The sequence below is a fragment of the Streptomyces inhibens genome, assembly GCF_022221585.1.
Classification (GTDB): domain Bacteria; phylum Actinomycetota; class Actinomycetes; order Streptomycetales; family Streptomycetaceae; genus Streptomyces; species Streptomyces inhibens.
Genome location: NZ_CP084681.1, coordinates 1,070,243 through 1,082,340, shown reverse-complemented (window position 1 = coordinate 1,082,340; position 12,098 = coordinate 1,070,243). Strand labels below are relative to the sequence as shown.

The following is a 12,098-nucleotide window of genomic DNA, read 5'->3' as shown; positions in this document are numbered from 1 at the left end:
CGCCTCAGTAGTAGCCCCTTTCGCCGTCCACCAGTTCCCGGATGGCATCCATATGACCGGCGTGCCGGGCGGTCTCCTCGATCATGTGGAACAGGATCCACCGCAGGTTCGCGGCGGCGGCCCTGAAGTCCGGGTGCCGCCCCACATCATCGAGTGAATGGGCGGCGATGATCTCGTTCGACACCTTGCACTGCCGGTCGTACTCGTCGAGGAGCTGGGCGAGCGGGATGCCGTCGACCCTCATGTCGGCATCCTCCGGGCCGTCGTCGAACATCGGTCCCTCGGCGGGCCGGCCCATCAGCATGACCTCGAACCAGCAGTGCTCGACCCAGCGCATATGGGAGACGACACCTGCCATCGTCATGTGGGGCGAGGCCGGAAGCACGGGTCGGTGGGCATCCGCATCGGACAGCCCTTCGCACTTCCAATGGATGATCGCGCGCTGCATGTCGAGCCAACCGACAAGCTGGGTCCGCTCGTCGGCGGTGTAGTGAGGGCGAATGCGTGGAGGAATCATGGCGCGGACGCTACTGGAGCGGGCGCCGCGACGCCGGGGATTTTCGGGCTGCCGGTGCTTCCCGGGGGAGCGCCGGTGTCAGCTCACCGTTCCCGTTCCGCCAACGCCTTGAACTGCTGCAGGTCGCTGCGTACGCCCCGTTCGATCGCGGCCGCCTGGGCAAACCCTCGCGGTCCGCCGAACACCTCCTTGATGGTGCCCGGGTCGTATTCGAACCGGGCCTGGATCCGGGTGTGCTCCCCGTCGATGGGCAGCAGCGCGAAGGTGCCCGCGAGGTCGGGACCGCTCGTGGTCTGCCACATCATGACCTTCTCCCCGCCACGGTCGGTGATCTCGATCTCGACCTCGCGGGTGCGGCCGAGCGCGTCGACGTCCAGGTGTGCCCGGTTGTCACCCTCCGTACGCGCCTCGCGTACACCGTCCAGGAACCGCGGATAGGCTTCCACACGGTGAAGGCAGTCCCAGGCGGTATCGGCGGGAACGTCGATGTCAATGTGTTCTTCGAGTGTGCTCATGGGGCACCTCACAGCTCGGTTCACGGCGACACGGTTATGTCTCCAGAGTGCTCCGGGCGGGGGGCGGTGGCGACCGCAGCCTCTGCGGGGCCGCGGTGACGGCGACGAGGCGCCACGGAAGGACCAGCAGAGTCGGCGGACGGGGTGCGGCTCATCCTCGACGAAGCCGCGGTCGGCGGCCTGCGCACTCGGCCTGGAGCTGTGCGGCGGCCGGACCACCGCCCCTCCGGCGTGCGCGGGGGAGACCCGGTAGGCTTACCTGCGGCGGTGCGTCTTTGGGCACCGTACGGCGGTGGGGCCCGCCGTCCCCGAACCGCGGCGATGACGCCGCCAACGGTCCCTACTTGCGATGACGCGCACCCGGAATCGGTGCCCGGCGAGTAGGAGAGGTACGTGGAAGAGGCCCGCACATCCATGCGGAACGAGCCCATCGACCCCGACGTGGACCTGCACACCCCCGCCCGGCGCGCAGTACGGCCCCGTGGGCAGGCGGCGGTCATCGCGGCGGTCGCCGTGGGCGGCGGCATCGGCGCCGGTGCCCGTTACGGCGCGGTCCTTCTGTGGCCGACCGCGGCCGGAGCGTTCCCCTGGACCACCCTGGTGGTCAATGTGACCGGCTGCGCGATCATCGGCATCTTCATGGTGGTGATCACCGACGTGTGGGCCGCGCACCGCCTCGTACGCCCCTTCTTCGGCACCGGCGTGCTGGGCGGCTTCACCACCTTCTCGACCTATGCCGTGGACATCCAGCGCCTGGCGGCCGGCGGCAACGCCCGCACCGGCCTGGCCTACCTGGCCCTGACCCTGCTCGCCGCACTGGCGTCGGTCTGGGCAGCGGCGCACCTCACCCGCCGCGTCATCGAGTGGAGGCAGCGATGAGGCTCACCGGATCCGCCCTGCGCGTCACCATCTTCGTCGGCGAGAGTGACGTCTGGCACCACAAACCCGTCTTCGCGGAGATCGTGCACCGGGCGCACAAGGCCGGCCTCGCCGGTGCCTCGGTCTTCCGCGGCATCGAAGGCTTCGGCGCCTCCTCCCTGATCCACACCAGCCGGCTGCTGTCGCTGAGCGAGGATCTGCCGGTCGCCATCGTCATCGTCGACTCCGAGGAGCGCGTCCGCGCCTTCCTCCCGCAGATCGACGAGCTCGTCACCGAGGGGCTGGTGATCCTCGACGACTGCGAGGTCATCTCCTACGTCGGCCGCGAACCGGAGAACAACGACGCCACGGAGGAACGGTGAACTGGGTGCTGGTGATCGCCGGAGCGATGGTCGGTGCGCCGCTGCGCTATCTCACCGACCGCACCGTGCAGCGCAAGCACGACTCGGTCTTCCCCTGGGGCACCTTCACCGTCAACGTGGTGGGCTGCCTCATCCTCGGCCTGCTCACGGGTGCCGCCACCGCCGGTGCCGCCTCCTCACAGTTGCAGCTGCTCATCGGCACCGGCCTGTGCGGCGCGCTGACGACCTACTCCACGTTCTCGTACGAGACGCTGCGGCTGGCCGAGGAAGGCGCCCGCCTCTACGCGGTGGCTAATGTGGTGGGGAGCGTCGTGGTGGGCCTGGGCGCTGCCTTCGCCGGCGCGGCGGCCGCGCACGCCTTGTGGGGGTAGTTGCGCACCGCACGGTAGGCGGTTCCGACCGCGTACAGCGTTACGGCACGGGCGCCACCCGTCAGGAGTCGCGCGGCCCGGTCCACCGTGGCGTCGTCGATGTCGCCGATGTCTTCGTCGTCGTCACCGCCGTCAACGCCGTCACCGTCGTCGTGCACTCGGCGTCCGCGGCCTTCACGGGACCGTCGTCGGGCGGTCCGGCGACCGCCACCTCGGCGGGGCGCAGGAGATGGTTGCCGACCCGGTAGCCCGGGCGCAGGATCGCGGCGCATGTGGTGTGATCGACCTCGTCGGTAGGGGTGTACAGGACGGCTTCGTGCACCACCGGGTCGAAGGGCTCGCCGGCCGTGCCGAAGGACTGCAGGCCCAGCCCCGCCAGTTCGCTGTCCAGAGCCTGGGCGACGCGGCCGAAGCCGCCGGTCACCTCCCCCTGCTCGGCGGCCTCGGCGAGGGCGTCGAGCACGGGCAGCAAGCGGCCGAGGACGTTGGACACGGCGATCTCGCCGAGCGCCAGGCGGTCGCGGTGCACCCGCTTGCGGTAGTTGTCGTACTCGGCCTTCAGTCGTTGCAGGTCGGCCGTGCGTTCCTGGAGTTCGGCGCGGAGCCCCGCCTCCTGGGCTGCCGGCTGAGCGGCTGCCGGGTCGTGGCCGGGCGGCGTACCCCTGTCCTGATCGGTCCCTTCCTCCCCCCGGGCGCCATGGGGCGGAAGCGGGGACGGGTGGTCACCCGGCTCGTGCCCGACGAGTACCAGCGGCGGGCGGCGGCCGGGGTCGTCTGTCGGGCGGTTCATCATGCGCCTCCCTCCCGCTTGTCGTCATCGACGATCTCCGCATCGACGACGTCATCCTGACCACCGGTGGCCGCGCCCGAACTGCCTTCGCCGCTGCTGCCGGTGTCCGTAGGCGTGGCCTGGGACTGCGCCTGGGCGTACATCGCCTGGCCCAGCTTCTGGGAGACGGTCGCGAGCTTCTCGGTGGCGGCGCGGATCTCGGCCGTGTTGTCTCCATCGGCGGACTCGACCTTGAGCTTCTCCTTGAGCTCGCCGACGGCGGTCTCCACCTCGGTCTTCAGGTCGGCCGGGACCTTGTCCTCGTTGTCCTTGAGGAACTTCTCGGTCTGGTAGACGAGCTGTTCGCCCTGGTTGCGGGCCTCGGCGGCCTCACGCTTGCGGCGGTCCTCCTCGGCATGCCGTTCGGCCTCCCGCATCATGCGGTCGATGTCGTCCTTCGGCAGCGCGGAGCCGCCGGTGACGGTCATCCGCTGTTCCCTGCCCGTGCCGAGGTCCTTCGCGGTCACGTGCATGATGCCGTTGGCGTCGATGTCGAACGCGACCTCGATCTGCGGGAGACCGCGCGGGGCCGGCGGCAGACCGGTCAGCTCGAACATCCCGAGCTTCTTGTTGTACGCCGCGATCTCGCGCTCGCCCTGGTAGACCTGGATCTGCACGGACGGCTGGTTGTCCTCGGCCGTCGTGAAGATCTCGGAGCGCTTGGTCGGGATGGTCGTATTGCGCTCGATCAGCTTGGTCATGATGCCGCCCTTGGTCTCGATACCGAGGGACAGCGGGGTGACGTCCAGGAGCAGTACGTCCTTGACCTCGCCCTTGAGGACACCGGCCTGCAACGTGGCGCCGATGGCGACGACCTCGTCCGGGTTGACGCCCTTGTGCGGGTCCTTGCCGGTCAGCTCCTTGACCAGATCGGTCACCGCGGGCATCCGGGTCGAGCCACCGACCAGGATCACATGGTTGATGTCGGAGAGCTTGATCTTCGCGTCCTTGACCGCGTTGTGGAACGGTGCCTTGCACCGGTCCAGCAGGTCCGACGTGAGCTGCTGGAACTGTGAGCGGGTGAGCTTCTCGTCCAGATGCAGCGGGCCCTCGGCGGAGGCCGTGATGTACGGCAGATTGATCGTGGTCTCGGTCGCGGCCGACAGCTCGATCTTCGCCTTCTCCGCGGCCTCACGCAGCCGCTGGGTGGCCATCTTGTCCTTGGACAGATCGACGCCGTACGCGTTCTTGAACTGCTGGGTCAGGTGGTCGACGATCCGCTGGTCCCAGTCGTCGCCGCCCAGGTGGGTATCGCCGTTGGTGGCTTTCACCTCGACCAGGCCCTCGCCGATCTCCAGCAGCGAGACGTCGAAGGTGCCGCCGCCGAGGTCGAAGACCAGGATGGTCTGGTCGTTCTCCTTGTCCAGGCCGTAGGCGAGTGCCGCGGCGGTCGGCTCGTTGATGATCCGCAGGACGTTCAGGCCCGCGATTTCGCCGGCTTCCTTGGTCGCGGTGCGCTGGGAGTCGTTGAAGTACGCCGGAACGGTGACGACGGCGTCCGTGACGTCCTCGCCCAGGTAGGCCTCGGCCTCGCGCTTGAGCTTCTGCAGCACCCGCGCGGAGATCTCCTGAGCGGTGTACCGCTTGCCGTCGATGTCACCACTGTCCGGGAAACGCCACTCCGCCTCGCCCATGTGGCGTTTGACCGAGCGCGCCGTACGTTCGATGTTGGTCACGGCCTGCCGCTTGGCGACCTCACCGACCAGCACATCACCGTTCTTGGCGAACCCGACCACCGACGGGGTGGTCCGGGCCCCCTCACTATTGGCGATGACCGTGGGCTCACCGCCCTCCAGCACGCTGACCACCGAGTTCGTCGTACCGAGGTCAATCCCCACTGCACGTGCCATGGTCCTCTCCTCACGTCGAGGCTCGCTCCCGGAGCGATGGCCGGCACGGAGTGCTTGGGCGGTTCCCTCGGACCCGCACCTCACAGGGTGCTCTCACCTGCCGGTATGGAGCGCAAGCCGTCTCCACCCTCTGCATAAGACGAGCCGACGCGCGTGTCAAGTTGCCCCGATTCGAACCGAATGGCCCGCATATGCCACCTCTGTCGGCGCAACCGAGGAGCGGACACCGACCGGCTCGGTGTACCGACACCTGCTTCCTGCCTGTCCCCACACCTGCTTCCTACACGGTGCGCCTCGATGGGCTACCGGCGCATCGGCTGGGCACCACCGATGCCGTGGTGATCGGGCTGGGCTCGATGATCGGGGCGGGCATCTTTGCCGCCTTCGCACCTGCCGCCTGGGCGGCCGGGACCGGGCTGCTCCTCGGCCTGGCGGTGGCCGCGGCGGTGGCGTACTGCAATGCGCCCCCCTCGGCGCGCCTCGCCGCCCGCTACCCCGTCTCCTACGCGGCGATGGCCCTGACCGTCGGCCTCTGTGCGTGGCCGGGCCAGGCGCATGCGGCCGCGGTCGCTGCCGTCGTGGCCCTGATCGCGGTCAACCACGTGGGCGTGCGGAAATCCGCCTGGCTCACCAGGGCGATCGTCGCCGTCGTCCTGGCCGTCCTCGCCGCGGTCGTCACCGTCTGCCTGATCAGCGGCGCGACCCAGGCCACCCGTCCGGGCATCGGCACCGAGGGCACCGTCCGCGGGTGCTGCAGGCGGCCGGTCTGCTGTTCTTCGCCTTCGCCGGCTACGCCCGCATCGCCACCCTCGGCGAGGAGGTCCGCGACCCCGCCTGCACCATCCCCCGCGCCATCCCCCTCGCCCTGGGCATCGCGCCGGCGTGTACGTGGCCGTGGCGCTCGCCGTTCTGACCGTCCTCGGTCCCGACCGGCTCGCCGACGCCACGGCGCCCCTCACCGACGCGGTACGTGCGGCCGGCTTCCCTGCCATGGCCCCCGTGGTACGCGTCGGCGCGGCCGTCGCCGCCGTCGGTTCCCTGCTCGCGCTGGTCCTCGGCGTAGTCGGTGACGCCCGCGCCGCCGATGGTCGTGCCGCGCTTGCGGGCGGACTCGCGGCCTTCGAGGGTGCGGGTGGAGATCTTCTCGGAGAAGATCCGGGTGACCCCGGATTCGGCGAGGGAGTCCAACTGGGCGTCCAGGGACTGCCGCGCGGTCGAGGCGCGGGCGCACCCGAGGCGGATGTGCCCGACCGGCTCGGTGTCGGCGCTCGCGGGCCGGGGCAGCTCGGTCCACGCCGCGCCCGGCTTGCGCACGACGGGGGTCGGCACGTTCAACACCTTGGCGAGTTGGGGCACGAGCCGGAAGCGGGCGGTGTGGCACTGGATGGCCACCTTGCCCTTCCCGGTGCGGCAGGGCGGGCCCGCCGGAGCGGCGCAGGTGGACATCGGGCAGACGTGCGCTTCCACGCGGTTGAAGTCGCCGCTCACGACCCCGGACCGTTTCATGAGGGTGTTTCAGACGTCCAGCCGTTTGCAACAACTCATGAAACATGATCGCCGCAGGTGGACCGCCGGACGGCCGCCTGTTTCACAGGCGACCACCCATGAAACGGCGCCCCGGGCAGCGTTGATGCCGGATGCCACTACGCGGGGTCAGGAGGTCCGGGTGTGGTGGTCCAGCAAGCGGGTGAGCAACTGCACGAGCTGGTCGCGTTCGGCCGGACTCAGGGGCGCGAGCAGTTCGTCGTGGAGGTCGTCCAGGACCTTGTCGAGGCGGGGTAGGCGACGGCGGCCTCGGGCGGAGATCGTGATGATGTTGCGGCGTCGGTCGTCGGGATCCGGCACCCGCTCGACGAGGCCACGCTCGGCCAGTTCGTTCAGCACGCTGACCATGTCGCTGCGGTAGATGCCGCTGCGCCGACTCAGCTCCGCTTGGCTGCCCGGCCCGTATTCCTGCAGTGAGGCGAGCACGGCGTAGTGCCACTTGCGGGCGTCGGCCTGGGCCAGCCCCTCGTTGATCAGCCGGTCCGACCGCGCGGACAGCTGCGACAGTAGTCGGCTCGCCCGTCGACGCAGCCTGTCGGGTGTCTTTGGCGCGCCGTCGTCGGGCATGTCCGCGGCTTCGGCTCTGGTCATGGCGCCCATTCTATCCGTTGCGTTAGTTCGACTAACGATGTACGGTCACTCGCACCGAAAACGTTAGTGCAATAAACGTTAATTCGGTGAACTCCAAGGAAGGAAGACCCGCTATTCCCACCAAGATGTTGCAGATTCCCACCACGGACGGCCAGGCCGACGCCTTCGCCGCCTTCCCCGACCACGGTGAGCGGCACCCAGGGGTGCTGATGTACGCGGACGGCTTCGGCATCCGGCCCGTGCTGCGGGAGATGGCCCGCGAACTGGCCGGGCACGGGTACTACGTGCTCGTCCCCAACCTCTTCTACCGGCACGGCCCGGCACCGGTGATCGAACTTCCCGAGCACATCGGAGAAGAGGTCCGGCCCGCGGTCTTCGCCCAGCTGATGCCCTTGATCGAGGCGCACACCGCCGAACGTGTCCTGAGCGACGCCGACGCCTACCTCAGGTTCCTCACCACCCGGCCCGAGGTCGCCGCCGGACCGGTCGCGGTGACCGGCTACTGCATAGGCGGCCTCCTGGCGATGCGCACCGCCGCGGCCCACCCCGACCAGGTGGCCGCCGTCGCCGGATTCCACGGCCCCGTGGGCGCCGACGGGCCCGACAGCCTCTCCAAGCTCACCGCCCAGGTCTACCTCGGCCACGCCGAAGGCGACATGACGCCCGAGGCCCTCGGCGAGCTCAACCAGGCCCTGGATGCCGCAGGTGTCGGCTACACCTCCGAGATCTACCCCGGCACCGTCCACGGCTTCACCATGTCCGACACGGACGCCTTCAACCCCGCCGCACTGCAGCGCCACTGGGACCGCCTGCTCCCCCTCCTCGACCGCACCCTGGCCAACAGCTGAGGCTCCGGCCCGGAAACCAAACCCGAAGTGCACGGCTCCGCGGCCCGTAGCTCGCACGCCGGCCGCAACGCGGACGCGGCGCTCGGGACTTGGTGATCGTGGTCATGCGCCGCAATCGCGTGTACCTGGTGACAGCTTCCTTGACGACGAGCCGACACCGCGCCGGCCGTAGCCGTCCGGGGCGGGCGGGCCGTCGCCGCGCAGCGGGCTGAAGTCGACGTCCAGGTGCGGGTCGTACGCCTCGGGCTGGAGGCCGAGTTCATGGGGGGAGTATTCGCCGAAGCGGCGGATGTGCTCGGTCAGGTACGGCGAGATGTGCGCCAGGTCCTCGGGGCGATGACGTGGCCCTCCTCCTGGAGCTGGCGCACGATCTCGGCGATGTCCAGGGCGTTGTGGAAGATGACCGCGTTCGTGAGCAGAGCCTACGTCGTCGCGTCGTACGACGCCGTGTCGCTCTGCTCGCCGAGTCCGACCTCCACCAGGTGGTCGGGCGGCTTCGCCTCGACATCCTCCCGGGCGAGCAGCTGCTCGCTCCAGTCGGCGTACTCCTCGGAGCCGGCCACCGCGACGTCGCCGGACCTGAGTTCCTCGGCGAGCGCGGCGAACACCATCGCCACGAAGTGCTTGCGGACGAAGGCACCGGGCCGGTTCTTGTCGCGTACGGCCTCGGTGCTCTCGGGGGCCGCCGTGCTGGTGCCGGGCGCAGCGGCTTACGGCCTCCGGAAGGTCATGGGCCGCAGCTGACGGCGGGCCGCGCTGCCCACTCCGTCACCGGCAGCCCTCTCTCCACTGCTACCTGGTAGGCCTCTACCCGGTAGACCTCTATCTGGCTGGCCTCTACCGCGTAGCCGGCGCACATCTCGCTCGCCTGGCGACCGGTTGGCCGAGGAGGATTCCGGTCAAGGCAAGGGCCAGTCCGCACAGTTGACGGAAGGTCAGTTCCTCCCCGGCGATCATCGTGCCGAGAAGTACGCCGGTCACCGGGTTGAGCAGCCCGACCAGGCCGACCGTCGCCGCGGGAAGGTGCCGCAGGCCCGCGAACCAGACGACAAAGGCGAGCGCCGTCGCCACCACGGTGACATAGCCGAATCCGAGTACGGCCGGTATGTCGAGGGCCGGTGGCGCTCCTTCCATGACGACGGCGAGAGGGAGCAGCACAAGACCACCCGCAATAAGTTGCCAGGACGTCGAGGCGAGCACATCGACCTCGCGACTCCATCGCTTGGCGAGGATGTACCCCCAGGACGACATGACCATGGCGGCGACCGAGGCCAGCACGCCGAGCGGGTCGACCGAGGTCGCCCCGGTGAGCAGCATGAGGCAGACGCCACCGACGCCGAGGCCGGCGCCGATCAGATGCGGCAGTTGTGGGCGTTCGGCGACCAGCGCCCAGGCGATCAGCATCATGACCAGCGGCGAGTTCGCCATGATGGTCGAGGCCAGGCTCGTCGGGAGCAGTTGCGCCGCGAGATAGACCAGGGCGAAGAACGCGCCCATGTTGAGGACGCCGAGGATCAGGGACTTCCACCACCACGACCCGTGAGGCCGTTCCCGGCACAGCGCGAGGAGCAGAACTCCGGCCGGCAGAGCCCTGATCACCGCCCCGTACAGCGGATGCCCGGCGGGCAGAAATTCGTGGGTCACGTAGTAGTTCGTCCCCCAGGCCACGGGCGCGACCGCCGTGATCAGCGTCCACCGCAAAGTAGCTTCCATGGAAGGCATTATGTCTTCCATGGAAGCTATAGTGAAGTCATGCAGCAGCCGCCCCTTGATCACGTCGCCCGGATCCAAGCCGAGTGGGCCCGCGAACGGCCAGATCTCGATGTGAGCCCCCAGGGCGTGATCGGGCGACTCCATCGCCTCGCCGGGCTCCTCACCGAGCAGCTCTGCCTCGTCTACCGGCGATACGGCTTGAGCGAGGGCGAGTTCGACGTCCTGGCCGCCCTGCGACGTGCGGGCGAACCGTTCGAGCGGGCCCCCGGCGAACTGGCGGCACACACCATGGTCACCACCGGCGCGATGACCAAACGGATCGACCGTCTCGAACGCGATGGCCTGGTCACCCGCCGCCGCTCGGCCAGCGATGGCCGAGGGCGGGTGGTCGCCCTCACCCCGGCAGGACAAGACCTGTTCGACCAGGCATTCACCGAGCACATGCACAACGAGCGCCGCCTCCTCGACGCCATCTCCCCAGACGAGGCGGCACACCTGGAGGCACTCCTCACCTCTTGGCTCGCCCACGTCGAGCCGCCGCGCACCACATGAGCGTTGCGGCCCTCCCGCCGCCATCGGTGAGCGGCTGAACGCGACGGAATGTCGTCAGTGCAGCCGTCAGCCGGCGGTGCCCTCGTGCGCGGCTCACCCGTCCTGGGGCAGAGAAGTTGGGCGCCCAGGCCGCCGCGCAGGCCGTCATCACCGAACGGCTCCGGATCGCGCGAGCTGCACGACATGGTCGCGCACAGCATCGGCATCATCGCCTTGTAGGCCGGTGCGGCGAGCCGGGTCATCGACACCCAGCCCGCACGGGCACGTACCGCACTGCGCGAGGTCGAGACCGCCGGCCGGGAGACCCTGTCGGGGCTGCGCCGGATGCTCGGTGCGCTCCGCCAGACCGAACCGGGGCAGGCACCCGAGGCGGCGTGGCTCCGTCCGATGCCGGGCCTGGGGGACATCGACCAGCTCGCCGCGGCGACGACGGCCGCCGGTGTCCGTGTCGACTTACGGTGGCAGGGGGAGCTGCGCCAACTCCCGCCGGAGATCGACCTGTCGGCGTTCCGCATCATCCAGGAGTCGGTCACCAACGTGGTGCGCCACGCCGGCACCCGCACCTGCCAGGTGTCCATCGACTACCGGGACGAGGAGCTGTGCATCGAGGTCGTCGACGACGGCCGGGGCCGCGGCAGCACCGCGGGCACCGGGCACGGTCGCGGCAACGCCCCGGCCGGCGGCTACGGCCTCGTCGGCATGCGCGAACGGGTCGGCCTGCTGCACGGCGAGTTCACCGCCGCACCACGTCCTGAAGGCGGCTTCCGTGTGACGGTCAGCCTCCCACTGCCGGCAGGAGTGCGATGACGGTCCGCGTCGTCCTCGCCGACGACCACACCCTGGTTCGTACCGCGCTGCAGATGGTCATCACGGACACCCCCGACCTCGATGTCGTCGGGGAGGCGGGGACCGGCGCCGAGGCGGTCCGGCTGGCCGAAGAACTCCAGCCCGATGTGGTGGTGATGGACATCCGCATGCCCGGCATGGACGGCATCGAGGCCACCCGGCTGATCACAGCGGGCTCCGGCCGAGCGCGCGTCGTCGTCCTGACCACCTTCGACGATGACGACTACGTCTACGGCGCACTGCGCGCCGGGGCGTCCGGATTCCTCGTCAAGGACATGGCACTGGACGACATCCTCGCCGCGGTCCGTGTCGTCGCCTCCGGAGACGCCCTGATCGCACCCAGCGTCACCCGCCGGCTGATCGCGGAGTTCGCCGACCGCCCCGCGTCCACCCCGCGCCGCCGGGTGGTCGACGGCATCACCGAGCGGGAGAACGAGGTACTCACCCTTGTCGGGCGCGGCATGTCCAACTCCGAGATCGCGGCCGGCCTGTACATCACGGTGGCCACCGTGAAGACCTATGTGACGCGCCTGCTCGCCAAGCTCGACGCCCGCGACCGGGTGCAGCTCGTCATCATCGCCTATGAGAGGGGCCTGGTGGCACCGGCCGGGTGAGCGGCACACCGGGCGGAGGATCCTCGGCGCCCGGCACAGCGGCACGCCCTACCTGGCCGGCCGGGA

General features: G+C 69.7%; 13 protein-coding genes and 3 pseudogenes. 8 read left to right on the top strand and 8 right to left on the bottom strand.

The window, feature by feature from the left end:
• Positions 1–4 precede the first annotated feature (4 nt).
• Both KI385_RS05190 and KI385_RS05185 read right to left on the bottom strand, forming a co-directional pair.
• Positions 5–517 (bottom strand): DinB family protein, encoded by a 513-nt coding sequence (locus KI385_RS05190; protein ID WP_238571039.1) that lies wholly within the window; start codon positions 515–517, stop codon positions 5–7.
• 83 nt (positions 518–600) lie between these two features.
• Positions 601–1,032 carry an SRPBCC family protein gene (locus KI385_RS05185; protein WP_238571038.1) on the bottom strand — a complete coding sequence of 144 codons (432 nt, stop codon included), beginning with the start codon at positions 1,030–1,032 and terminating at the stop codon, positions 601–603.
• A gap of 414 nt (positions 1,033–1,446) precedes the next feature.
• Between KI385_RS05185 and KI385_RS05180 the strand changes: the two genes are divergently transcribed.
• Genes KI385_RS05180 through crcB form a run of 3 tightly spaced genes read left to right on the top strand, consistent with a single transcriptional unit; the run spans position 1,447 to position 2,644 of the window.
• Positions 1,447–1,911 carry a FluC/FEX family fluoride channel gene (locus KI385_RS05180; RefSeq protein WP_238571037.1) on the top strand — a complete coding sequence of 155 codons (465 nt, stop codon included), beginning with the start codon at positions 1,447–1,449 and terminating at the stop codon, positions 1,909–1,911.
• A complete protein-coding gene (locus KI385_RS05175) occupies positions 1,908–2,273 on the top strand; it encodes a DUF190 domain-containing protein (RefSeq protein WP_238571036.1) in 366 nt (121 codons plus the stop codon). The genes KI385_RS05180 and KI385_RS05175 overlap by 4 nt, the downstream gene beginning before the upstream one ends.
• Positions 2,270–2,644, top strand: a complete 375-nt coding sequence (crcB, locus tag KI385_RS05170) for a fluoride efflux transporter CrcB (RefSeq protein WP_238571035.1) — start codon at positions 2,270–2,272, stop codon at positions 2,642–2,644. Before KI385_RS05175 ends, crcB begins: the two co-directional genes overlap by 4 nt.
• 61 nt (positions 2,645–2,705) lie before the next feature.
• On the opposite strand, the gene grpE is transcribed toward crcB, so the two are convergent.
• Both grpE and dnaK read right to left on the bottom strand, forming a co-directional pair.
• Positions 2,706–3,434 carry a nucleotide exchange factor GrpE gene (grpE, locus tag KI385_RS05165; protein ID WP_238571034.1) on the bottom strand — a complete coding sequence of 243 codons (729 nt, stop codon included), beginning with the start codon at positions 3,432–3,434 and terminating at the stop codon, positions 2,706–2,708.
• Positions 3,434–5,323, bottom strand: a complete 1,890-nt coding sequence (gene dnaK, locus KI385_RS05160; protein WP_238571033.1) for a molecular chaperone DnaK — start codon at positions 5,321–5,323, stop codon at positions 3,434–3,436. The genes grpE and dnaK overlap by 1 nt, the downstream gene beginning before the upstream one ends.
• A 287-nt stretch (positions 5,324–5,610) precedes the next feature.
• Between dnaK and KI385_RS05155 the strand changes: the two are divergent.
• Positions 5,611–6,442 (top strand): annotated as a pseudogene (locus KI385_RS05155) (amino acid permease); the annotation flags it as partial.
• A 261-nt stretch (positions 6,443–6,703) separates the two neighbouring features.
• On the opposite strand, the pseudogene KI385_RS44530 reads toward KI385_RS05155, so the two are convergent.
• Together KI385_RS44530 and KI385_RS05150 are read right to left on the bottom strand one after the other, a co-directional pair.
• Positions 6,704–6,769: pseudogene (locus KI385_RS44530) on the bottom strand (hypothetical protein); the annotation flags it as partial.
• Between the two features lie 207 nt (positions 6,770–6,976).
• Positions 6,977–7,459, bottom strand: coding sequence for a MarR family winged helix-turn-helix transcriptional regulator (locus KI385_RS05150; RefSeq protein ID WP_238571032.1), 483 nt, complete (start codon positions 7,457–7,459; stop codon positions 6,977–6,979).
• 113 nt (positions 7,460–7,572) lie between these two features.
• On the opposite strand from KI385_RS05150, the gene KI385_RS05145 reads away from it, so the two are divergent.
• Positions 7,573–8,307, top strand: a complete 735-nt coding sequence (locus tag KI385_RS05145; RefSeq protein WP_238577569.1) for a dienelactone hydrolase family protein — start codon at positions 7,573–7,575, stop codon at positions 8,305–8,307.
• 422 nt (positions 8,308–8,729) lie between these two features.
• On the opposite strand, the gene KI385_RS05140 is transcribed toward KI385_RS05145, so the two are convergent.
• Positions 8,730–8,924 carry a hypothetical protein gene (locus tag KI385_RS05140; protein ID WP_238578088.1) on the bottom strand — a complete coding sequence of 65 codons (195 nt, stop codon included), beginning with the start codon at positions 8,922–8,924 and terminating at the stop codon, positions 8,730–8,732.
• 220 nt (positions 8,925–9,144) lie between these two features.
• Complete coding sequence (locus KI385_RS05135) at positions 9,145–10,020, bottom strand: DMT family transporter (RefSeq protein WP_238571031.1); 876 nt, start codon at positions 10,018–10,020, stop codon at positions 9,145–9,147.
• Positions 10,021–10,059: 39 nt separating this feature from the next.
• On the opposite strand from KI385_RS05135, the gene KI385_RS05130 reads away from it, so the two are divergent.
• From KI385_RS05130 to KI385_RS05120, 3 genes and pseudogenes are all read left to right on the top strand, one after another.
• Positions 10,060–10,572: a MarR family winged helix-turn-helix transcriptional regulator gene (locus KI385_RS05130; RefSeq protein ID WP_238571030.1), complete on the top strand. Its 513-nt coding sequence runs from the start codon at positions 10,060–10,062 to the stop codon at positions 10,570–10,572.
• Between the two features lie 95 nt (positions 10,573–10,667).
• Positions 10,668–11,379: pseudogene (locus KI385_RS05125) on the top strand (sensor histidine kinase); the annotation flags it as partial.
• Positions 11,376–12,032 carry a response regulator gene (locus tag KI385_RS05120; RefSeq protein ID WP_238571029.1) on the top strand — a complete coding sequence of 219 codons (657 nt, stop codon included), beginning with the start codon at positions 11,376–11,378 and terminating at the stop codon, positions 12,030–12,032. The pseudogene KI385_RS05125 and the gene KI385_RS05120, both read left to right, overlap by 4 nt.
• Positions 12,033–12,098 lie beyond the last annotated feature (66 nt).